Origin of the sequence: Rhodococcus sp. LB1 (genome assembly GCF_001583455.1) — a bacterium.
Lineage (GTDB): Bacteria > Actinomycetota > Actinomycetes > Mycobacteriales > Mycobacteriaceae > Rhodococcus_F > Rhodococcus_F opacus.
Genome location: NZ_LTCZ01000235.1, coordinates 24102 through 47137 on the forward strand (window position 1 = coordinate 24102; position 23036 = coordinate 47137).

Genomic DNA, 23036 nt, shown 5'->3' on the forward strand with positions numbered 1-23036 from the left:
CGCCTGCTGGGAAATCGTCGTCCACCGAGGGCCACTGGGGTGGTGTCCTCGGACGGTGTAGTGCAGCAGAGAGACGCCGTTCCGGAAGCCGCGGGCCTCCACCAGTTGCAGTCTCGGCATCTCGTACCCGTCGGGGAACAGTCGTCGTCCCCGACCCTGGACGGCGGGGTGCACGAACAGCCGGTACTCGTCGACCAGGCCGGATTCGATCAGGGCGTGGGTCAGAGTGATGCTGCCCGTGACCACGATGTCGCGGCCCGCCTGCCCCTTCACGGCGCATACCTGGGCGATCCAGTCGCCTGTGAGCACGGTCGAGTTCCGCCACTGGGGGTCGGCAATGGTCGAGGAGACGACGTACTTCTGAATCTGGTTCAGCTCGTCGGTGATCCCAGTCTGGTCGTCGGTCTGTCGGGGCCAATAGCCGCGGAAGTCCTCGAAGGTCTGCCTGCCCAGCAACATCGCGTCCGCACGCTCGGACTGCCGGCGGGTCGCCTCGAGCAGCTGCGGATCCTGGTCCGCCGGGTCGAACCAGTCGCCGAGCATCTCGATGGAGCCGTCGAGGGTGATGTTCTGGGTGATCGCGAGTGTTCTCATATCGAATACTGACACCGCCACGGTCGCAAAGCCATCGCCGCACGACCGACCGGGCCTGGTCGGATCTACCGGTGTGCGACGCCCATGAGGGCGCTGAACTCGCGTTGCAGAGTGGCACCCGGGGTGGCGCGTGCTCGGCTGTCGGTCGACGTGCCGGACGTCGTCGGGCAGGGGCCGGTGTGTGGTGTGAGTCCAGGCTGCGGGGCGCGTATTCGACAACCGTAGCGGTCGCCACGATTATGTAATATGAAGGTCGGGAGCCCGGTACTCGAACACCAGCAGTGAGGACGGTCATGGGCGTGCAGGCCAACACCAGAGCCATCGAGAAAGACATCGTCACCGACTTCAGCGAGCGGATGAGCTACGGGTCGTACCTCGACCTCGACACCCTGCTGAGCGCACAGAAACCGGTGAGCCGCCCGGAACATCACGACGAACTGCTGTTCATCATCCAGCACCAGACCACCGAACTCTGGCTGAAGCTCGTCCTGCACGAAACACTTGCGGCCCGAGCCGCTTTCGACGAGGACGAGATCGGCCGGGCGCTCAAGTGCGTGGCCCGCGTCAAGCACATCCAGAAGACGCTGACCGAACAGTGGTCGGTCCTGGCCACCCTGACCCCCACCGAGTACTCGGAGTTCCGCCAGTTCCTCGGCAATTCGTCCGGGTTCCAGTCCTACCAGTACCGCGCCGTCGAGTTCGTGCTCGGCAACAAGAACGCCGGAATGCTGACGGTGTTCGACGCCGATCCCGCCGCCCACGATCTGCTCGAACGGCTCCTCACCGAGCCGAGCCTGTACGACGCGTTCTGGCAGTGCCTGTCGCGGCTCGGGTACGACGTGCCGGCCTCTGCACTGGACCGCGACGTGACCACCGCCTACACGCTGAACGAGGACCTGCTGCCCCTGATCAAGTTCGTCTACGAGAACCACGACGAACACTGGGCCGTCTACGAGGCCTTCGAGGAGTTCGTCGACCTCGAGGAGAACTTTCAGCTGTGGCGCTTCCGTCACATGCGCACGGTGCTGCGGACCATCGGGATGAAATCCGGAACAGGCGGATCCAGTGGAGTGGGTTTCCTGCAGAAGGCACTGGACCTGACGTTCTTCCCGGAACTGCTGGCCGTGCGCACCGAGATCGGACGATGATGACCACCTCGACCGATGCGCCGGCCGCCCGCGCCGCCGAACTCGACGCCGCGGACCCGTTGCGCCCGTATCGCGACCTGTTCATCGGCGCCGACGACCCCTCGGTGCCCGCCTACCTCGACGGAAACTCGCTCGGACGGCCCACCAAGGCGAGCGCCGAGCGGATCACCGCCTTCGTCACCCAGTCGTGGGGCGGCCGGCTCATCCGCGGGTGGGACGAGGAGTGGTACGACCTGCCGATCACGATCGGTGACACCCTCGCGAGGGTGACGCTCGGCGCGGCCGCCGGACAGACCACCATCGGCGACTCGACGACGGTCCTGCTGTACAAGCTGGCACGCGGTGCGCTCGCGTTGCGCCCGGACCGCACCGAGATCGTCGTGGACCGCGACAACTTTCCGACGGACCGCTACGTGCTCGAGGCCGTCGCCGGAGAACTCGGGCTCACGCTCCGGTGGATCGAGTCCGATACCCGGGGCGGCGTCACCGTCGACGACCTGAAGTCCGTGGTCTCCGAACACACCGCGCTCGTCGTGCTCAGCCACGTCGCCTACCGCTCGGGTTACCTGGTCGACGCCGCCGGCGCCGCTCGCGTGACACACGACGCCGGTGCGCTGCTGCTGCTCGACCTGTGCCACTCCGTCGGCTCGGTTCCCCTCGAACTCGACACGTGGGGTGTCGATCTGGCGGTCGGGTGCACGTACAAGTATCTGAACGGCGGGCCGGGCTCACCGGCGTTCGCCTACGTTCGTGCAGACCATCAGCAGGACTTCGTGCAGCCGATCTGGGGCTGGATGGGCCGCGACAACCCGTTCGCGATGGAGCAGGGCTACCGGCCGGCGCCCGGCATCCGGCGCGTGATCAGCGGAACGCCGTCGGTCCTCGGCATGATCGCGCTGCAGGACACCCTCGCACTCCTCGACGACGTCGGCATGGACGCCGTGCGCGCCAAGTCGATCGCGCTCACCGAGTACGCGCTCGACCTCGTGCGCGAGTTACTGGTTCCGCTGGGCGTGGAGATCGGATCGCCGGAGGATTCCGCCGAGCGGGGTGGTCACGTCATCATCGACCACCCGCGGTTCGAGACCGTCGTCGAGCGACTGTGGACGAACGGCGTCATCCCCGACTTCCGGGCACCGCAGGGTCTGCGGCTCGGCCTGAGCCCGCTGAGCACGAGCTTCGGTGAGGTGTGCGCCGGGATACTCGCGATCCGTGATGAACTCACCGACTGAACCCGCGAGCGCGATCCTCGACGACTTCGATTCGCGGCCCGGCAGCGCGACGTCGCTGATCCGCACTGTCCTCGGTGCGTACGTGCGCGACCTCGGCGGGTGGGTGGCGATCGCCGACTTCGTGGAACTGATGCACGCCGTCGGTATCCCGTCCGAATCGACGCGCATTGCGGTGGCCCGCCTCAAGAAGAAGGGGGTGCTGCGGCCGCTGACCCGCGACGGGCGGAGCGGATACGAGGTGACCGAGCAGGCCGAGGCGATGTTCGGACGCGGCGATCCGCGGATCTTCGGCTTCCGTCAGATGGCGGACACCGATCCCTGGCGGCTGATCTCGTTCACCATCCCCGAATCTCAACGGGCGGTGCGGCACCAGTTGCGCAGACGGCTCGGCTGGATCGGTTGCGGAACCGTGTCGCCCGGCTTGTGGATCGCCCCCGAGTACCTCGCCCGCGAGGTGGGAGACATCGTCGACGCGCTGGGCCTGTCCGAGTACGTGACCACGTTCGTGTCGACGGCGGTGTGCGTCCCCGATTCGATGGGGGACGCGGCGACGCGGTGGTGGGACCTGGACGGCATCGCCGCGCGGCACCGCGACTTCCTGGACCGCCACCGGGTCGCTCTGGCTGCCGCAGAGGAGGTGTCGCCGCGCGAAGCGTTCGTCCGCTTCGTCCCGCTGCTCGACGAATGGCGCATCATCCCGTACATCGACCCGGGCCTGCCTGCCGGCATGCTGCCCGAGGACTGGCCCGGCGCCGACAGCGTCCGCCTGTTCGCGTCGGCGCGGGACCGCTACCTCGACGGGAGCCGCGACTGGGTGCGGAGCGTGCAGTCGCGGCTCCCCGTGTGAGGTGCTATCCGAGGAATTCCTCGCCGATGTTCTTGGCCCACTCCTCGGCCTGATCCTTCGGGCGGATCGAGCTGGACCCGTCGTGCCTGCCGTGTTCGCCGACCTGGACCGCGCCGAGGGAGACGAGCTTCTCCGCGATGATCTCGCCGCCGCGGTTGTAGGTCTCCTCGTACACCTTGTCGCCGAGGCCGAACAACGCGAACTGCACACCGGTGAGGTCGGGTTCGTCCTCCTCGAGGCCCTCGAAGAAGGGTTCCGCGCCGGTGGGCAGCTCGCCCTCACCGTAGGTGGAGCACACGATGACGTGGAAGTTCTCGGGGTCGAGATCGCCCGCGTCGAATTCCATCATGTCGTACAGGGACGTGTCGCCGTAGTCGCCGAGCACGTCGGCGATGTTGTCGGCCACCAGTTCGGAGGTTCCGCCCTCGCTGCCGTACAGAATCACCACTGCCATTGTTCTTGCTCCTCGTGAGTTGCTGCCGACGTGGTCAGTACACGTCGCGCAGGTAACGCTTTTCCTTCTTGAGCTTGGTCACGTACTCGGCGGCCTGCTCGGTGGAAAGGGTGCCATGGGTGGCGATGACGTCGTGCAGGGCCCGGTCGACATCCTTCGCCATCCGGGTGGCGTCGCCGCAGACGTAGAAGTGGCCGCCGTCCTCGAGCCAGGCGAACAACTCCGCGCCGTTCTCGAGCATCCGGTTCTGCACGTAGATCTTCTCCGCCTGGTCGCGGGAGAACGCGAGGTCGAGGCGGGTGAGGAGACCGCTGTCGCTCATCGCGCCGATCTCCTCCTCGTAGATGTAGTCCGACGCGCGGTGCTGGTCGCCGAAGAACAGCCAGTTGCGTCCCGACGCGCCCCGCGCCTGCCGCTCCTGCAGGAACGCGCGGAACGGCGCGATGCCGGTGCCGGGTCCGACCATGATCATCGGTGCGTCGTCGTTCGCGGGGACGCGGAACGACTTGTTCTTCGACACGAAGATCCCGCCGTTGCCGCCCTCGGCGATCCGGTCGGCGAGGAACGTGGAGCACACGCCACCGCGGTCGCGCCCGGCCGAGCTGTGGCGGACGCTGGCGACGGTCAGGTGCACGCTGCCGGGGTTGGCGAGCGGGCTGGACGAGATGGAATACGCCCTGTGCTGCAACGGCTTCAGCAGCCCGACGAACTCGTCCGCGGTCAGGGTCACCGACGGTTCGAGGAGCAGCAGGTCGAGCACGTCCTTGCCCCACAACCAGGCGTCGAGTGCTTCCTTGTCGCCGTGCCGCAGCACATGGCTCAGTTCTTCGTCGCCCGCTCGCTTCTCGATCTCGTCGATGAATTCGTGGCTCGGCGTGGAGATCTCGTAACCGTGCAGCAGGAGATCGCTGAACGGCCGCTCCTTGCCGGTGACGGCGGCATCCGCCGGGGTGCCCAGCCGGGACACCAGGGCGTCGACGAGCGCGGGATCGTTGATCGGCATCACACCGAGCGCGTCACCGGCCTCGTACTCGAGACCGCTGTCGGCGAGCGCGAACTCGTAGTGCCGGATCTCCTTCGCGGACGTGTCGCTCGACAGCCGACGGTTCACGGAGAGCGTGGACGCGTAGGGGTTCTTGCGGTTCCACTGCGACCGCTTCCGGGCCGGCTTCGTCTCGGGCTCGGCGACATCGGCGACGGGGGACTCGCCGCGAATGCCCTCGACGGCTGCGAACAGGGGGAGAGTGTCGGCGACCCACGCGGCGGCCGTGTCCTCGTAGTCGACGTCGCAGTCGACGCGCGGAGTGACGCGGCGGGCACCGAGCTGCTCGAGCCGGGTGTCGATCATCTTGCCGGCCTGGCAGTACCCGTCGTACCCGGTGTCGCCGAGCGCGAGCACCGCGAAGTCGGTGTTCTCCAGTCGTGGCGCGGTCTCCGCGGACAGTGCCTGCCAGAACAGCTCGGCGTTGTCCGGCATCTCACCCTCACCGTAGGTGGAGGTGACGACGAGGACGCGGTGCATGGCGGCGAGGGCGTCCGTGTCGACGTCGTCGAGGGCGCTCACGACCGGCGCGAAACCCTGCGAACGTGCCGCGGCCGCAGCGTCCTCCGCCACACCCTCGGCGTTCCCGGTCTGGCTGCCGTACAGCACGTGCATGGCGGGCAACTGCCCACCGCCCGCCGCGGCGGGCGCATTGGAGCCGCCGACGACGAGGCGCGAGCTCATGCCGGCGAGGAAGCCGGTGAGCCAGACGCGCTGGTCCTCGCTGAACGGGGCGTCCTGGGGGATGTAGGGCATCTTCATGAGGGGACCACGTCTCTCGTGGGGATCAGATCGGGGAGAGCGTGCTGCGCGAACAGCTCCTCGAAACCGGGCAGCCGGCCGATCTTGTCGACGTTCTTGGCGTCCTGGTGCAGGATCCAGCCGTACGTGCCGGGGGCGTCGATGGACCGCACGTTGCGGCGGCGCAGCGCATCCTTGTAGTCGGCGAGACGCTTGGCCGCCACCATCACGGCCAGGTCCTCGTCGCTGTAGTCCTTCAACGCTTCCCGCGCGTACCGCTGCAACCGCTGCATGAGGAAGAAGTCCTCGGTGAGCAGCAGGTTGCGGACGGCCTTGTCGACCGCCGGATCGGACGGATCCGCGGCACCCGGCAGCTTGGACAGCGCCATCTCCTGCGCCGCGTTCAGCACGGTGTAGTTGTTCAGTAGCGCGAACATGGCCTCGGTGTCGGCCTCGCCGTAGCCGGGCACGGCGCCGTCCAGCACCGCGTGACCGTCCCGGTAGTCCAGCTTGAACTTGCGCACCTGGTGCGCGACCAGTGCGGCGGCGAGTTCGTCGGCCAGGTCCTTGCGGGGCTTGGCCTTCAGGATCTCGTCGCTGTCCTGGTACTGCAGCAGCGCGCGCGGCATGCCGTACACGAAGTGGTGCTGTTCGGTCTCCCAGTTCTCGAGCAACCAGGCCGCCTTGGCGGAGCCGGTGGCCTCGAGGTGCCACCCGAGCAGCACGTGCACGGCCTGACGGTGCAGCGCTGCGTGCTCGTCGTCGCCGGTGACGGAGCCGAGCAGGATCGAGTCCGCGCTGGCCTTGCCGGGCAGCTTGCCCTCGGGGTCGTACTGGTAGACGAAGCCACCGCTCATGCCGTTGCCGACGCCCTTGCCGAAGCCGCCGAGGTTGAGGACGGCGCCGTTGGTCATGTACTCGCACGCGAAGTCGCCGACGCCCTCGACCACCGCGGTGGCACCCGAATTGCGCACCGCGAAACGGTCACCCGCCTGGCCCTCGACGAACGTGCGCCCACCGGTGGCGCCGAACAGTGCGAAGTTGCCGATCAGCACGTTGCCGCCGTGCAGGTCGGAGCCGCCACCGGGCGAGCGCACGACGATGCTGCCGCCGTTGGCGCCCTTGGCGACGCCGTCGTTGGCGGTGCCGGTGTGGACGAGGGTCATGCCGTCGTTGCAGAACGCACCGTACGACAGGCCCGCGGACCCGGACGTGGCGATCCGGACGCTGCCTTCGCGCAGGTAGCCGCGGCCGCGCTCGTCGCGGAGCACGGCGGGCAGCTCGACATCGGTGAGCTCGTGGTTCAGCATCCGCTCGATGTCGACCGCCAGCTGGGCGCCGACGCTCTTGTTGCGGTTGCTCAGATGCACCCCGTCGCCGAGCTCGATCGTGGCCTCGCCCTGCTCGATCAGCGCGGCGCGTAGCTGCACGAGCCAGCCGTCGTCGAGGGTGTAGTCCTTCTCCAGGTACACCGGATCGCCGATGGTCACTTCCTCGACCACGGCGAGCATCGCGCGCAGGTCGAGCTGGCCGACGCTCGACGGGTGGTCGAGGAGCTGCAGCAGATCCGATCGGCCCCGGGCCTCGCGCAGCGAGGACATTCCCAGCTCGGCCAGCACCTCGCGGGTCTCGTGCGCGATGTTCAGCAGGTACTGCGCCATCGCCCGCGGATCACCGTCGAACAGCTCGGGATTGGTGGTCAGACCGGCCGGGCACTTGACGTTGCAGTTCTTGGCCATGACGCACTTGAGCATCATCAGCGCGGTGGTGCCGAACTCGAAGCTGTCGGCGCCGAGCAGCGCCGACTTCACCACGTCGCTCGCCGTCTGGTGCGCGCCGGAGCACCGGAGCAGCACCTTCTGCCGCAACCCGTTGGCGCACAACGCCTGATGGACCTCGGCGACGCCGATCTCCGCCGAACGTCCGGCGTACTTGAGGCTGGTCACCGCGGCGGCACCGGTGCCGCCGGTGTTGCCCGCCACGTTGATGACGTCGGCGCCGGCCTTCGCGACACCCACCGCGATGGTGCCGATGCCCTCCGAGGACACGAGCTTGACGATGACCCGGACCCGCGCCGCCTTGCAGTCGTGGATCAGCTGCGCGAGGTCCTCGATGGAGTACGTGTCGTGATGCGGTGGGGGAGAAACGAGTTCGACGCCGGGTGTGCCGCCGCGAGCGGCCGCGATCTCGACGGTCACCTTGGGTGCGGGCAGCTGCCCGCCTTCGCCGGGCTTGGCGCCCTGCGCGATCTTGATCTCGAGTTCCTCGAGCATCGGGTCGGCCAGGTACCCGGCCCACACACCGAAGCGGCCGGACGCGAACTGCTTGATCTTGGAACCGCGGATGGTGCCGTAGCGGGAGATGTGCTCGCCGCCCTCACCGCTGTTCGACATGCCGCCGGCCATGTTGGTGCCGTGCGCGACGGCCTCGTGCGCGTTGGAGTTCAACGCGCCGTGGCTCATGGCGCCGGACGTGAGGAACGGGGTGATGTCGCTGGCCTTCTGCACCTTCTCGATCGGCAGGCTCGCCGGAGCGGTGCGCAGCAGCGACAGACATCGCAGCGCCTCACCGGACGTGCGCACGAGAAGAGCGTCGCCGTCCACGCTGTGCTCGCGGAGATCGTCGCCGAACCGCATCGCCAGCGATTCGCCGAGCGCCGCCAGCACGCGGGCCTCGCCCGCGTGGGGGCCGGTGAGCCGGAGCCGGAACCGGTCCTGGCCGACGGCCTCGGATTCGAGTCCGCGCACCGCGAAGCTGTTGTTGCCCTTGCGGGAGAAGCGGCCCATCTGCTTGCGGAACTCGGCTGCCGTGGTGAGGAACGTGACGTCGGCAGGCAGATCCAGCACATCCCGCAACGCTGCGGGACGACGGGTGCGCTCCTCGGCCATGGTCCGCGCGAAGGCGCGGTAGCCGGGGGTGATCTCGAAGCGGTCGATCGCCTCGGGTGTCAGCTTCTGGAAGCCGGCGTTGCGGTAGGCGTCGTCGTCGAGACCGAACGCGTCCTCGAGCCGGTTCAGCGGCAGCAGTCGCAGCGATTCCGTGTGGTCCTGCGTGCCCGCCGTGTCGAAGGAGATGGGCTCCTCGGTGAGGTCGACGAAGCCACGCACGGCTGCCGTGCCGTACGAGTGACCCGCGCCCTCCGCGCGCTCCTTGAACAGGCCGAGCAGCGGGACGTCCTTCTCCCCGGTGACCGTCAGGGCGCGCTGGTGCCAGTCGGCGACGGCCTGCGCGATGACGGTGAACCCGACGCCACCGACCGGCGTCTTCACGTTCGCGAAGTAGCGGCGCAACACCCGGTCGTCGGTGTCGAGGTAGTTGGGTTCGAAGAACTCGCCGCCGATGTAGCTTTCGGCGGTGCACAGACCGACCCGGCCCATCGTCTTCATCAGCGACTTCTCGGCGGCCTTCGCGAACCGCTTGAACGCCACATCCGCCTCGTCGGCGAACTTCTCCTCGGCGCGCAGACGAACGGCGAGCGGGTAGATCGCGGCGGCGCCGAAACCGAGGGCGGCGGCCACGTGGTGCGACGACGAGATCTGACCGCTCTCGGCGACGACGGACACCCGCAGGCGCAGGCCCTCCTCGATCAGCCGCTGGTTGACAGCGGAGATCGCCACGATCATCGGCAGCGCCGCACTGTCGGTGGCCACGTGACGGTCGGTGACGATCGCGATGCCGCCCTGCTCGCGGGCGAACGCCTCCACCTCGTCGCAGAGCCCGTCGACGGCGGCCTCGAGGGTGGCCGCGTTGGCGGCGGAGTCACCGTGGACGGGGGTGTACAGCATCGGGAATCGCTGCACCGGCGTCTCGGACTGCTTGCGGATCCGGAGCATGTCCATGTGGGTGAGGATCGGCGACGGCACCACGATCTGCGGCGCCGACTGCGCCCCGCTGTTCGGCTTGGCGCCCAGCGCGACGCGCAGCGTCATGCCGTCGGCCTCACGGATGCTGTCGAGCGAAGGGTTCGTGACCTGAGCGAAACGCTGCGAGAAGTACTTCGCCACCCCGCCTTCCTGATCGGAGAGCGCGTTGATGGCGTTGCCGTAGCCCATCGCGGAGATCTTCTCCTGACCCGACGCGAGCATCGGGTCCATCATGAACTTGAAGCTTTCCTGGTTGTGCGAGTACGCGACGTAGCGCTGGGTGCGCTCGAGGTCGCCGTTGTAGCGCAACGGTCCCGGCTCGGCCTCGACCTCGGGCAGCGCCTCGATGGTCCGGCGGGCCTCGGCGACGAGCGCCGGGTAGTCGTTCCGGGAGGCGAGCAGCTCGAGTGCCTCGTCGGTGGAGTACGAGCGGCCCTCGCGGTGGTCGAAGTACAGCATGCCGCCGGCCTCGATGCGTCCGCGGTGCAGGACCGTCTCGGGGTCGAAGTCGATCTGCCCGGCCTCGGACGTGACGCACAGGTACTCGTCCGTCTCCACCGAGCGCAGCGGACGCAGTCCGAGCCGGTCGAGCCGGGCGCCGACGACGGTGCCGTCACCGAAGATCAGCGCCGCCGGGCCGTCGTTCTTCTCCTCGTACAGCGAGAAGTACTCGAGCATCGCCCGGACCTCGGACGACAGGGTGGAGTCGTTCTCCCACGCCGGCGGCATCATCGACACCACCGCGGTCACCAGGTCGAGACCGTCCTCCACGACCCGGCTCTGCAGCGTCTGGTCGAGGCGGCAACTGTCCGACTGGCCGTGCGGGCGGACGATCTCCCGGTTACGGGCACGAGCGAGCGCCGTCTCGGACAGGCGGTTCTTCTTGTCCGTGTTGAGCTCGCCGTTGTGCGCCATCAGACGGAACGGCTGCGCCATCGTCGGGTGCGGGTCGGTGTTCGTCGAGAACCGGGTGTGGAAGTACAGGGTGTGGATGGCGTGCGCCGGGTCGACGAGGTCCTGGAAGTAGGGCATCACCTCGTTCGAGTTGAGGCGGCCCTTGAGCACCTGGGTGCGGGCGCTCAGCGACAGCGGGTACAGCCCGGCGAGATCCGGCTGGGTGTACGCGACGGCCTCGATCGCGAGCAGGGCGTCGTGGATGCGACGGTCGAACTCGGTCTCGTCGGCGCACGCCTCGGGCACGGTGAACACCCACTGCCGGATCGGCAGCTGATGCCGGATGGCGGCGGGCCGGAGCACGGTCGCGTCGACGGGCACGTCGCGCTCGAGCAGCACCCGGAAGCCCTGATCGGCGAGAGCCCGCTCGATGACGGCCTCCGCGTCGCCGTGGAACGCCACATCGGTGGGGAGGAAGAAGTTGCCGACACCGAACCGGCCGGCCTCGAGATCGTCCTGACCGGTCAGCGTGCGGAAGAACGGCACCGACAGGTCGACGCAGACACCGGCGCCGTCGCCGACACCCTCGGCCGACATGCCACCACGGTGAGGAACAGCACACAGGGCCTCATGGCCCCGGGTGAGGACGTCATGGGTCTGAATGCCGTCCTTGCGGGTGATGAAGCCCACGCCGCAGCTGCTCTTGTCGAGCGTCCTGTCGTACAGGCCGGACTCGGTGGCACTCGTGTTCAACCGACTGTCTCCTCGCGATACTCGCCGAATATGGGGCCGTGCTGGGCGCACGGGTGGCGTCGGCGAGAGGATCACGGCAGAGAACCGGCCCCGAACCGATACGCCGGTGAGGCAGACGTCGTTGTCTGAGGTGCGGAGCTTTCGCAGGTCCGCGCGAAATCGCAGATTAGCCGAGGCTAAGTCCCTACTGCAAGCTGCTCGATCCGCAGCCGCCGAGCCCTAGCAAATCCGCGCCGGGCATGCAGCCGAACGCCGAGTTGCGAACATCACACCTGGCCAGGACGCTGGGCCCCGCTCGGAGATGCCCGGACATTGGTCAGATGCGGACGCTTTTGCGGGTGCGGGTGACTATTCGGTCGGCGTGTGCGGGACTGATCTCAGTCGGTGAGATCGATGCGGACGGTCAGGAGGTCGGTGCCGACAGCCCGGACGGCGACGCTGTTCATCCGGGGAAGCTGCGCCAGCCGGGCGCGGGCGTCGTCGTCGGGGAGCAGCGTCGCGGTGCCCGTGTGCCACCTGCCGTGGATCCGCAGACGAACGGCATTGTTCGCGCGGATGTTGCGGATGTAGTTCGACCGCTCACCGAACTCGGACACCAGCCAGAATTCGGTGCCCTGTCGCCGGCCACCGATGGGCGTGACGCGGGGCTGCCCGCTGACGCGGCCGGTGGTCTCGAGGAGCGTCTGGCTCGACAGTCGTGTGGAGAGCGGGTTGGCGACGTGCCGCTGGAATTGCATGACGATCCGTCGTTTGATCGCGTCGAGGTCGGCCATGACGAGAGCCTTCCACGTGGGAAGGCTCTCGTCGAGCGTTTCGCTACTTCGCTGCGACCGCGTCGTCGTCCTCGAAGGGGTCGCCGGTTCGTTCGGCGTTGTAGCGGGATTCGTCGAGGATGCCTTCCCGCTTCGCGACGATCGTCGGGACGAGAGCCTGGCCGGTGACGTTGACCGCGGTGCGGCCCATGTCGACGATCGGTTCGACCGCGAGCAGCAGGCCGACGCCGGCGAGGGGCAGTCCCAGCGTCGACAACGTGAGCGTCAGCATGACCGTCGCACCGGTGGTGCCCGCGGTGGCCGCGGATCCGATCACGGAGACGACGATGATCAGCAGATAGTCGGTGAACGACAAAGGCACACCGTAGAACTCGGCGACGAAGATCGCGGCGATCGCGGGATAGATGGCAGCGCAGCCGTCCATCTTGGTGGTCGACCCGAGCGGCACCGCGAACGACGCGTACTCACGGGGGACACCGAGATTGCGTTCGGTGACCCGCTCGGTGAGGGGAAGGGTGCCGATCGACGAACGGGACACGAAGCCGAGCTGTGTCGCGGGCCAGACGCCGGAGTAGAAGGCACGCACGGACAGTCCGTGCGCGCGGATCAGGACGGGATAGACGACGAGGAACACCACGGCCAGGCCGATGTAGACGGCGGCGGTGAACCAGCCGAGCGAGCCGATGGCGTCCCAGCCGTAGGTGGCGACGGCGTTCGCGATCAGCGCGGCGGTCCCGATCGGTGCGAGGCGGATGATCCACCACAGCACCTTCTGCACGATCGCGAGCAGCGACGCGTTGAACTGCAGGAACGGTTCGGCCTTGGCCCCGACCTTCAGTGCGGCGATGCCGATCGCGGCCGCGACGACGAGCAGCTGCAGCACGTTGAAACTCAGCGACGTACTGGCGGCGCCCTCGGTGAGGGTGGTCTTCGCGTTCAGGCCGAGGAAGTTGCTGGGCACGAGGCCGGTGACGAACGCCCACCACGACCCGGTGGTGGCCGGTTCCTTGCCGGCGCCTGTGACGGTCGTGTGCGATCCGGGCTGCGTGACGAGCCCGATGACGATCCCGATGACGACCGCGATGAACGCGGTGATCGCGAACCACAGCAGCGTCTGCACGGCGAGGCGCGCGGCGTTGGCCACCTCACGCAGGTTGGCGATCGAACTGACGATGGCCGTGAACACCAACGGGATCACCGCAACGGTAAGCAGTTTCACGTAACTGGAACCGATGGTGTGGACGGTTCCGACGAGCCAGTTCTCGTTGCCGTCGGCGGCGACGGGCATGGCGCGGGCGACGAGTCCGAGGACGACGCCGACGACGAGTCCGGTGACGATCTGGGGGCCGAACGAGGTGGCCCACTGGGGTAGCCGGCGTCGAGAGGTGGTCTCGGCGCGCGTGGACAGCGCGGGACTGGGCATGGGTGTGCCTTTCGCATGGGGCCGTGGAACGTCGCCCGGTGGGGCGGATACGGCGAGAGAGAGTCCTGAGTGGAGAGGTGCGTCAGCGCGAGCGCGGACAGATTGCGCTCGCCTGCAGGCGGAGGTCGACGTAGCGCCGAGAGGTCAGGAACAACACTGCGGGAACAATACTCCCGGCGGGGGCGCGCGTTTACTCCGGTTCCGCCTCGCCCGGATACCAGCGCTGGTAGACGTCGGGGTGCGCGCGGGTGCGGCTCTTCCACGCGTTCTCTCCGTACGTGCGATAGAGCGGATTCGCCGGGTCGAGTTCGATGCCGCGGGCACGTTCGGCCAGGTGCGGCGGCAACCCGATGGTCGGGACCGTGGCGTCGAGAGCGGGATTGAGGAAGTACGGCACCGACAGTCGCTCGGGCGCACCGGCCGGGGTGAGCACCCGGTGCCGGGTGGCCCTCAGGTACCCGCCGGTCGCGACCTCGAGCAGTTCGCCGATGTTGACCACGAACGAGCCGGCGCGGGCCGGTGCGTCGATCCAGTCGCCGTCCTCGGTTTCCACCTGGAGTCCCGACGACTCGGGTTCGAGGAGCAACATCGTCAGAACGCCCGAATCCTTGTGGGCGCCGACGCCCTGCTCGCCGGTGTGGTCGGCGCTCGGCCGTTCCGGATAGCGGACGACCTTGATCAGCGTGGCGGGGGCGTGCGCGAAGGCGTCGTCGAAGATCGCCGGATCGGCGTCGAGTGACGCGGCCCAGTGCCGCAGGAGCCGCATCCCGACGTCGGCGAGCGCGGCGTCCAGTGCCTCGATCGTCTTCTCGAGGTCGGGGAGATCCGCGGGCCATTGATTGGGACCCTGCAGTCTCAGGTATCCGTCGGCGCCGGGGATCGGTTGCCGTTCGGGGCCGATGTCGATCTGTTCCCGCCAGTCGGTCTCGCCGTTGGTCAGTTCGCCGCCCACCCGGTTGTAGCCACGGAAATGGGGGCTGTTCAGCATCGCGATCGACTGCTTGGAGTCGTCGGGCAGGGCGAAGAACTCCCGCGCGACGGTGAATACCCGATCGAGCAGCTCCCGGGCGACGCCGTGCCCGTCGAGGTAGAAGAACCCCACATGATGGGTGATCTCCCGCAGCCGTTCCCGCCCGGCCGGTGTGTCCAGTTCGGCGAAATCGATGACGGGGAGCATTCCTCCACGGTATCCCCGGGTCGTCGCGGTGTCAGGTCTCCCGGCGGCGCTCGAGCAGCACGCTGTCGTGCCAGACGCCGTCGATCTGCGCGAGGCGATGCCGCACCCCGACCGTCCGGTAGCCGACCGCGTGGTGCAGTGCGATGGACCCGGTGTTCACGGCCAGCACCGACGCCTGGAGCGTCCAGATGCCCGAGCGGTCCGCCTCGTCGATGAGCCGCCGCATCAGCGCGGTGCCGACGCCCGCACCGCGGAACTCTCGGGCCGTGTACACCGAGTTCTCCGCCACTCCGCGGAAGCAGCGCCGCGAGGACACGGGGGACAGGGCGACCCACCCGGCGACCGTCCCGTCCACCTCGGCCACCCACCGGTGGCCGTCCAGCCAGCGCGCGTCCAGCTCCGACCGCGTCGGGGTCTCGGTGTCGAAAGTGGCCGGCCCGCCGGCGATGCCCTCCGAATAGATGCGAAGAACCGACCCCCAGTCCCTCGCATCGAGCCTGCGTACGGTGATCGGCGGCATCGTAGAAGTATCGCCATGAAGTGCTGTGACACAACGCAATCGAGGATCTGTTTCCGGAGGGGCGGGGGCAGACATGGCGCCAGCATAGCGGCTCGACGTGCCCACGTGGGGTGCCACGTTTCGGGGCGAATGTACCTTCGGGCGCCTCGGCAGCGCCGACGGGTACATTCGCCCGGCGAGGTCGGGAGCTCAACCCGGTGTCGTGACGCTCACTGCCGCAGCCGGATCCACGTCGTCTTCAGTCCGGTGTACTTGTCCAACGCGTGCAGGGAGAGGTCGCGGCCGAACCCGGACTGTTTGAACCCGCCGAACGGGGTCTGCGCGCTGATGGCGTCGACGGTGTTGACGGAGACGCTTCCCGCCCGCAGTGCCGCGGCGACGCGGTGCGCCCGGTTCAGGTTCTCGGTCCACACCGAGGCGGCCAGCCCGTAGATGCTGTCGTTGCCCATCCGGACGGCCTCGGCCTCGTCGGTGAACGTCTGGACGGTGAGGACGGGTCCGAACACCTCCTGCGTCACCACCTCGGCCGTGGGTGCGACGTCCGCGAAGATCGTCGGTTCGACGAAGGATCCGCGGCCGTCGACGGTGGTCCTGTTGCCGCCCAGCAGCACCCGGCCGTCGGACCGGGCGCGGTCGATGAACCCCGTCACGGTGTGAGCGTGGATCTCGTCGACGATCGCGCCCAGCGTGGAGGCGGGATCGAGCGGATTGCCGGGGCGGATCGACGACGCCCGGCGGACCAGGGCCTCGGTCACCTGTTCGGCCACCGACGCCTCGACCAGCAGCCGGGAGTTGGCCGAGCACACCGCGCCCTGGTTGTAGAACGCACCGAACACCGCCTTCTCCACCGCCTCGTCGAGGTCGGCGTCCGCGAAGACAAGGTTCGGGCTCTTCCCTCCGCATTCGAGCCAGACCTGCTTCAGGTTCGAATCCGCCGCGTACCGGAGGAACCGCTTCCCGGTCTCGGTCGAACCGGTGAAGGCGATGACGTCCACGTCGGGGTGCAGGCCCAGCGACGCGCCGGCCTCGGCGCCGAGTCCCGGCACCACACTGAGCACGCCGTCGGGGAGTCCCGCCTCGGCGGCGAGCTCGGCCAGCCGCAGCACCGACAGGGGGGCCTGCTCGGCAGGTTTGAGGACGACGCTGTTGCCCGCCGCGAGGGCGGGCGCGAGCTTCCACACCGCGAGGTCGAGTGGGAAGTTCCACGGGACCACCGCCCCGACGACCCCGAGGGGTTCGCGGGAGACGAGCGCGAGACTCCCGGGATCGGTGGGCGCGATCTCCCCGCCGATCTTGTCGAGGGCCTCGGCGTAGAACGTGAAAAGCTCGGCGGCCGAGGGGACGTCGACATTCAGCGCCTCCACCACGAGCTTGCCCATGTCGAGGGAGTCGAGCAGCGCGAGCTCGTGGCGGTGTTCGAGGATCAGCTCGGCGAGCCTGAGCAGAACCCGTTTGCGGTGGGACGCCGGGCTCCGCGACCAGATACCCGAGTCGAATGCCTCGCGCGCAGACCTGACCGCGGCATCGACGTCCGGGGCGTCCGCGGCCGACACCCGGGCCAGCAGTTCACCGGTGGCCGGGTTGATCGAGTCGAACGTCTCGTCCGACTTGGCGGGACGGAACGCGCCGTCGATGAAGAGCTCCCGGCGCGGCGTGATCGTCGCGGCGAGCCGGGTCCAGTCGGCGAGTGTGGTCGGATCAGGCATCGTCATCCCTCGGCTCGAAAGTGGTGGTGTGCGATCAGGGAACATAGATGGCGAACTGTTTGAGCAGGGGCTCGTCGACGCGGTACTCGCCGCGCCACCCCTTGGTCAGGGTGAACGCGTCGCCGGGTCCGAAGGTGTGTGCGACGCCGTCGTCCGCTGTCAACGTCACCGAACCCTCCAGCACCCGGGTGTATTCGTTGCCCGGGTAGGACTCGATGTACTCGCTGTACGGCTCGGCGCGCCAGGAGCCGACGGTGAACTTGTCGTCTCCGCTGCTCAGGTGAACCATCTCGTGTTCCTTCGGGTCACCCGCCCGGAGCGTGTCCGCGGTGACGTACGCGCTGGGCGTCATCGCCGCGATGTTCCGGGCGTCGGTCGGGATCGGATGGACTGCGGTCATGGTGGTGTTCCTCAGTTCTGTGCGGTGGCGAGCGGGGGGACGGAGAATTTCTCGACGGTTTCGATGGACAGTCCGGTGACTTCTCGCCGGAAGGCGACCGGACCCGGGGCCGGCGGTTCGTCCAGTTCCTCGGCGTACCGGTGCCCGGACCAGACCGCGGCCGCGATGGTGGACGGAGCCCAGGCGTCGCCGATGCCGCGGACACTGCGCAGGTCGGCGCCGGCCCATTCGGGTTCACGCGACTGCAGTTCGTGGAACAGTCCGTCCTTCGGGAGGCGCGCGGTGACGAGGACGACGCTGTCCGCGTCGACGAACTGCTCGTCGCCGGTGAACGCGCACACCGTGCGCACACACTGGGCGGTGACCGCGGTGACGGCGCGGTTCACCTGAACGTGCACACCGGCCTTGATGATTCGCTTGCGGATCCGTACCACCTCCATGGTGTTCGTCGTCCACTGCGACACGTGCGCGGCCGGGGTGATCAGGGTGACGTCGAATCCCTCCTTGGCGAGGAGTTCGGCGACGACCGCACCGAGGTAGTAGTGGTCGTCGTCGAAGAGCACGACCTTGTTGCCCCGGGGGCGGAGCCCCGCCATCACGTCGTCGGGGGTCAGGACGTCGGCGTGCTCGTCGACGGGGACGGCGTGGGTGTGCCACCGGCCGACGCCGTCGCGGCGCCAGTGCGAACCGGTGGCGACGACGACGTGGTGGAAGTCATTCTCGATGACGTCGTCGGCGGTCATCTCGCTCTCCATGAACACGTCCACGTTGGGGAGCTTGCGGAGTTGCTGTTCGCGGTAGTCGACCACGCGGATCCACGCGGACAGTCCGGGCAGCTTGGACTCGCGGGTCACACGACCGCCGAGTTGCCTGCTCGCCTCGGCGAGGCTGACGTTGTAACCGCGTTGCCCGAGTGCACGGGCAGCCTCGAGTCCGGCGGGGCCGGCGCCGACCACGAGGACGTTCGAATCGGTCGAGCGGACCTTGATCCGCTCCGGGTGCCAGCCGCGCCGGAACTCCTCGCCCATCGTCGGGTTCTGGGTGCAGCGGATCGGGGACATCGTGAAGTCGCCGGACACGCAGATGTTGCAACCGATGCACTCCCGGATGTCCTCGAGGTTCCCCTCCTCGATCTTGCGGGGAAGGTACGGGTCGGCGATCGAGGGGCGGGCCGCCCCGATGAAGTCCAGGATGCCGCTCTTGACCTGGTGCAGCATCGTGTCGGGCGAGGTGAAGCGGCCGACGCCGACGACGGGTTTCGTGGTGAGTTGCTTCAGCCCGCGGACATACGGTTCCTGCTCCGCCTCGGGACCGAACCGCGAGGTGACGGAGTCGTCCTCCCAGCTGCCCAGCACGAAGTCCCACAGATCGGGGATCTCGCCGAGCAGACCGATCACGTCCTCGATCTCGCTGCGGGTGATCCCTTCGTCGCCGAGGAGTTCGTCGACCGAGATGCGGCACGCGACGGCGGCCTTCCCGTCGGCGACCTCACGTGAATCCTCGAGGATCTCGCGGAGCAGGCGAACCCGGTTGGTCAGGCTGCCGCCGTACTCGTCCGACCGGTTGTTGTAGCGGCGGGACAGGAAGTGGTGCAGGCCGCCGATCGCGTGCCCGGCGTAGACGTAGACGATGTCGTACTCGGCCTTCAGCGACCGGCGGACCGCCTCCTTGTGCCAGTGCCGGAGGTCGGCGATGTCGGATTTCGTCATCGCCCTGGCCTGGACGGGGTCGTAGTTCCAGGAGACGACGGGCAGATTCTGCGGGCCGAGCGGGGTCTCGCGGCTGATCAGGTTGGGACTGTTCAGGCCGTTGTGGGCGAGTTCGATGCCTGCGAGGGAGCCGCCCTCGTGAATCTTTCTCGGAGATCCGGGTCAGGGCAGGCAGGTCCTGGTCGTCCCACAGGCGCAGTTCGATGAACGGGCCGATGTCCGAGGTGGGGTGGATCTCGACCTGCTCGGTGCAGACGACGGCCCATCCGCCCTCGGCCTTGACACGCCGCATGTACGCCTCCCCGGAGGGGTCGCGGTAGCCCATGCCGTTGCAGTGCGGGACTTGGAAGAATCTGTTGCGGGCGGTGACCGGTCCGATCTTGACCGGTTCGAAAAGGATGTCGTATCGCGGATCACGCACGGTGGGTTCCTCACGCTGTTCGGTTCGTGCAGTGCCAGAATCGTCGGTCCGCGCGACCACAACAGTCAACAGGATCTTTCCGTGCCACTGCATCAGTTTTTCAGATGCCACCGTGGCGACCCCGGCATCTGGAGAACTGATGCAGTACCCCGGATCTTTGTGCTGTACAGATTTGCCGGGTGCGGACGAGAGTAGTGACCGGCATCACTGCAACGAGAGAGACGTCATGACCACAGATTCGCCCGCAGCCGCTGAAACAGCGCGCGGCGGCCTACTCGAGCGACACACGATCGGACCCGTCCCCGCGGCCGACCGGAACGGGACCGGCTGGGGACTGTTCGGCATCTGGCTCGGCGTCAGCATGCTGCCGTTGACGGTCGTGACCGGCGCTCTCGCGACCGCCGTGTTCGGTCTCAGCTTCTGGTGGGCCGTCACGGCTGTCCTCGTGGGCAACGTGTTCGGCGGCATCTTCATGGGACTGCACGCGTCGCAGGGCCCCGAACTGGGCGTCCCGCAGATGCTGCAGGCGCGCGGCCAGTTCGGAGCCAGGGGCGCCGCCTTCGTCGTCGTCGTCGCCCTCGTCATGTTCATGGGCTTCTTCGTCTCCAATGTCGTCGTCGGTGCACAGGCCATCCATCAGGTGGTCCCGTCGATCTCCGTGAACACGGGCATCTGGCTCGCCGTGGCGATCAGCCTCGTCATCTCCGCGGTCGGCCTTCGGCTGATCAAGATCCTCGTCAGCTTCTGGGCCGTCGTCATCGGAATCCTCGGGGCCGCGTCGTTCGTGTGGATCATCGCCGACGGCATTCCGTCCGGTGCGCTGTCCGCCGGCAGCTTCACCTCCGCCGGATTCTTCTCGATGGTGGCGGTCGGAGCGGTCTGGCAGATCGCGTTCGCTCCCTACGTTTCCGACTTCTCCCGGTACATGCCATCGAAAACGGGTGTGCGGGGAGCGTTCTGGGGAACCTACGGCGGATCGGTGCTCAGCGGCTCGCTGATGATGACCCTCGGCGCCCTCGTGGGTGCGCTCTCCGCCGAAGCCGACGCGATGAGCGGTCTCGACGGGTTGCTCGGCGGCTTCGGCCCCACCGTGCTGTTCTGCTTCGCCCTCGCCTCGGCGAGCACCAACGCGGGCAACATCTACTGCGCGATGCTCAACGCCCTCACCCTGATCGAAACGTTCGTCCGGGGTTGGTTGCCCGGGGTCCGCGGTCGATTGATCGCGACGATCGCCCTCCACGTCCTCGGTCTCGGAATGTCGATCCTCGGACAGGGCAGCTTCCTCACCAACTTCACGAACTTCATCACGCTCCTTCTCTACGTGCTGATTCCGTGGTCGGCCATCAACCTCGTCGACTACTTCCTGGTCAAGCACGGTGACTACGACGTCGACTCGTTCTTCGCCGCGGACGGCGGCATCTACGGGCAGTGGAACACGACCGCGCTGGCCGTGTACGCCGTCGGCATCGTCGTCCAGATCCCGTTCGCCGTCACCCCGTCCTTCACCGGACCGTTCGCCGAGGACCTCGGCGGAGTCGACGTGGCCTGGTGCGCGGGACTGCTCGTATCCGGTGTCCTTTACTACGTGCTGGCCCGGCGGACCGTCGTGTCGTCGCCGGCGCCCACCCTCACGGAAGAACTGGTGAACCGATGAGCACCATCCTCGCGGACACGGTATTCGTCAACGGGTCCGTGTTCCTGAGCGCCGACGCCGCGCCCGCGGATGCGGTGGCCGTGCAGTCCGGCAGAATCGTGCACGTCGGCCGCGGCGGCCTCCCCGAGTTCGTTGGTCCGGCAACCGAAGTGGTCGACATGCAGGGCGGCAGCCTCCTGCCGGGATTCCAGGACGCGCACGTCCACCCGGTGGCCGCAGGCATCCAGGGCCTCACGTGCGACCTGTCCCGCGAACCGCATTCGCGGGAACGGTACCTCCGCGCCATCCGGGACTACGCGGACGCTCACACGGGCGAGGCCTGGGTCACCGGGAACGGCTGGTACGGCGACGCCTTCCCGGGCGGGCTTCCGATGCGACACGACCTCGACACCGTAATTCCCGACCGGCCGGCAGTGTTCACCAGCCACGACGGGCACGGTGTCTGGGTGAACAGCCGCGCCCTCGCGGTCGCCGGCATCGACTCGGCCACCGCCGATCCCGACGGCGGCCGGATCGATCGGGACGCGGCAGGCGTGGCCACCGGAATCCTGGTCGAGAAGGCCGGCGAACTGGTCACCGGTCTGCTCCCGCCGATCACCGACGACGTCATGGACGAGGCACTGCTGGCCGCGCAGAGCCACCTGCATTCGCTCGGAATCACCGCCTGGCAGGACGCCGGCGTCGGTATCCCGCTGTTCGGATTCCCGGACAACCTCGGTTCCTACCTGCGGCTGGACGCCGATCGGACGCTGACCGCCCGGGTGATCGGCGCACTGTGGTGGTCGGCCGACCGCGGCCTCGCGCAACTCGACGACATCCGGGCACGACGCGCGCAGAGCGGCACGACGCGGTTCCACGCGACCACCGTGAAGGTGATGCAGGACGGCATCTGCGAGAACTGCACCGCCGCGATGCTCAGCCCGTACACGAGCGTCGCCGCCGGTGCGGAGGCGCTGGGCGCGTCGTTCATCGAACCGGACGATCTGGCCAAGGTGGTCGACGCACTCGTCGGAGATCAGTTCCAGATCCACATGCACGCCGTCGGCGACCGCGCGGTCCGCGAATGCCTCGACGCACTCGAATTCGGCATCCGGTCCCACCCGCAGTCGGACGGGCGGCACCAGATCGCGCACCTGGATGTCGTGGATCCCGAGGACATTCCGCGATTCGCCGAACTCGGTGTGATCGCGAACATCCAGGCGCTGTGGGCGCGACGCGACACGGAGATCGTCGAGCGCAAGTTGCCGCTCCTCGGCGCCGAACGCGAGAAGTGGCACTTCCCCTTCCGGTCGCTGCACGGCAGCGGGGCGCGCCTCGCGATGGGCAGCGACTGGCCGGTGACCGACCCCAATCCGCTCTGGGCGATTCACACCGCCGTCACCAGGACCGGTCCGAAGGACGATCCGCACGCGATCGGGGACGAGGCCCGCACCGTGCCGCTGGGTCCGGATCAGGCACTCGATCTCCGGACCGCTATCGAGGCCTACACGCTCGGCTCGGCGTACGCCAACCACCTCGACCACGTCACCGGCACCGTCGAGGTCGGCAAACTGGCCGATCTTGTTCTCCTCGACCAGGACGTCTTCGCCGCCGAAGACGTCAGCACGATACGCCCCACCCTGACCATGGTGGAGGGGCGGACCGTCTACCGCGCCGACTGAAAACCGGCCGACTGAAAACCCAGA

14 protein-coding genes and 2 pseudogenes are annotated in these 23036 nt (G+C 68.1%); 5 read left to right on the forward strand and 11 right to left on the reverse strand.

The features are described from left to right. Positions 1 to 51 precede the first annotated feature (51 nt). A pseudogene (locus AZG88_RS27275) lies at positions 52 to 594 on the reverse strand (dihydrofolate reductase family protein); the annotation flags it as partial. 293 nt (positions 595 to 887) lie between these two features. On the opposite strand from AZG88_RS27275, the gene AZG88_RS27280 reads away from it, so the two are divergent. From AZG88_RS27280 to AZG88_RS27290, 3 genes are read left to right on the forward strand one after another with little or no spacing between them, the layout of a single operon-like run. Further along, positions 888 to 1742, forward strand: coding sequence for a tryptophan 2,3-dioxygenase (locus AZG88_RS27280; RefSeq protein ID WP_005252409.1), 855 nt, complete (start codon positions 888 to 890; stop codon positions 1740 to 1742). Then, on the forward strand, positions 1739 to 2974 hold the full coding sequence (locus tag AZG88_RS27285) for a kynureninase (protein WP_061699696.1): 1236 nt from the start codon (positions 1739 to 1741) through the stop codon (positions 2972 to 2974). Before AZG88_RS27280 ends, AZG88_RS27285 begins: the two co-directional genes overlap by 4 nt. Continuing rightward, positions 2958 to 3821 carry a PaaX family transcriptional regulator gene (locus tag AZG88_RS27290; protein ID WP_061699697.1) on the forward strand — a complete coding sequence of 288 codons (864 nt, stop codon included), beginning with the start codon at positions 2958 to 2960 and terminating at the stop codon, positions 3819 to 3821. Before AZG88_RS27285 ends, AZG88_RS27290 begins: the two co-directional genes overlap by 17 nt. A 4-nt stretch (positions 3822 to 3825) precedes the next feature. Here the strand turns inward: AZG88_RS27290 and AZG88_RS27295 are convergent, their stop codons facing one another. The 10 genes and pseudogenes from AZG88_RS27295 to AZG88_RS27340 all read right to left on the reverse strand — a co-directional run bounded on the left by AZG88_RS27295 (position 3826) and on the right by AZG88_RS27340 (position 19697). Further along, positions 3826 to 4275, reverse strand: a complete 450-nt coding sequence (locus AZG88_RS27295) for a flavodoxin domain-containing protein (protein ID WP_005252412.1) — start codon at positions 4273 to 4275, stop codon at positions 3826 to 3828. Between the two features lie 34 nt (positions 4276 to 4309). Continuing rightward, on the reverse strand, positions 4310 to 6079 hold the full coding sequence (locus AZG88_RS27300) for a sulfite reductase subunit alpha (RefSeq protein WP_061699698.1): 1770 nt from the start codon (positions 6077 to 6079) through the stop codon (positions 4310 to 4312). Then, on the reverse strand, positions 6076 to 11568 hold the full coding sequence (locus AZG88_RS27305; RefSeq protein WP_061699699.1) for a glutamate synthase-related protein: 5493 nt from the start codon (positions 11566 to 11568) through the stop codon (positions 6076 to 6078). The genes AZG88_RS27300 and AZG88_RS27305 overlap by 4 nt, the downstream gene beginning before the upstream one ends. Before the next feature lie 377 nt (positions 11569 to 11945). Further along, on the reverse strand, positions 11946 to 12341 hold the full coding sequence (locus AZG88_RS27310) for a nitroreductase/quinone reductase family protein (protein WP_061699700.1): 396 nt from the start codon (positions 12339 to 12341) through the stop codon (positions 11946 to 11948). A gap of 43 nt (positions 12342 to 12384) precedes the next feature. Further along, on the reverse strand, positions 12385 to 13764 hold the full coding sequence (locus AZG88_RS27315; protein WP_061699701.1) for a dicarboxylate/amino acid:cation symporter: 1380 nt from the start codon (positions 13762 to 13764) through the stop codon (positions 12385 to 12387). Positions 13765 to 13954: 190 nt separating this feature from the next. Next, positions 13955 to 14941, reverse strand: a complete 987-nt coding sequence (locus AZG88_RS27320) for an isopenicillin N synthase family dioxygenase (protein WP_061699702.1) — start codon at positions 14939 to 14941, stop codon at positions 13955 to 13957. A 31-nt stretch (positions 14942 to 14972) separates the two neighbouring features. Then, positions 14973 to 15461 carry a GNAT family N-acetyltransferase gene (locus tag AZG88_RS27325; RefSeq protein ID WP_025433067.1) on the reverse strand — a complete coding sequence of 163 codons (489 nt, stop codon included), beginning with the start codon at positions 15459 to 15461 and terminating at the stop codon, positions 14973 to 14975. Between the two features lie 209 nt (positions 15462 to 15670). Further along, positions 15671 to 17167 carry an aldehyde dehydrogenase gene (locus AZG88_RS27330; protein WP_005252419.1) on the reverse strand — a complete coding sequence of 499 codons (1497 nt, stop codon included), beginning with the start codon at positions 17165 to 17167 and terminating at the stop codon, positions 15671 to 15673. 34 nt (positions 17168 to 17201) lie between these two features. Then, complete coding sequence (locus AZG88_RS27335) at positions 17202 to 17567, reverse strand: cupin domain-containing protein (protein WP_061699703.1); 366 nt, start codon at positions 17565 to 17567, stop codon at positions 17202 to 17204. 11 nt (positions 17568 to 17578) lie between these two features. Then, positions 17579 to 19697, reverse strand: a pseudogene (locus tag AZG88_RS27340) (oxidoreductase). A gap of 226 nt (positions 19698 to 19923) precedes the next feature. Between AZG88_RS27340 and AZG88_RS27345 the strand changes: the two are divergent. Then, positions 19924 to 21351, forward strand: coding sequence for a purine-cytosine permease family protein (locus AZG88_RS27345; RefSeq protein WP_061699704.1), 1428 nt, complete (start codon positions 19924 to 19926; stop codon positions 21349 to 21351). Further along, on the forward strand, positions 21348 to 23012 hold the full coding sequence (locus tag AZG88_RS27350; protein ID WP_061699705.1) for an amidohydrolase: 1665 nt from the start codon (positions 21348 to 21350) through the stop codon (positions 23010 to 23012). The genes AZG88_RS27345 and AZG88_RS27350 overlap by 4 nt, the downstream gene beginning before the upstream one ends. The last annotated feature ends 24 nt before the right edge of the window (positions 23013 to 23036 follow it).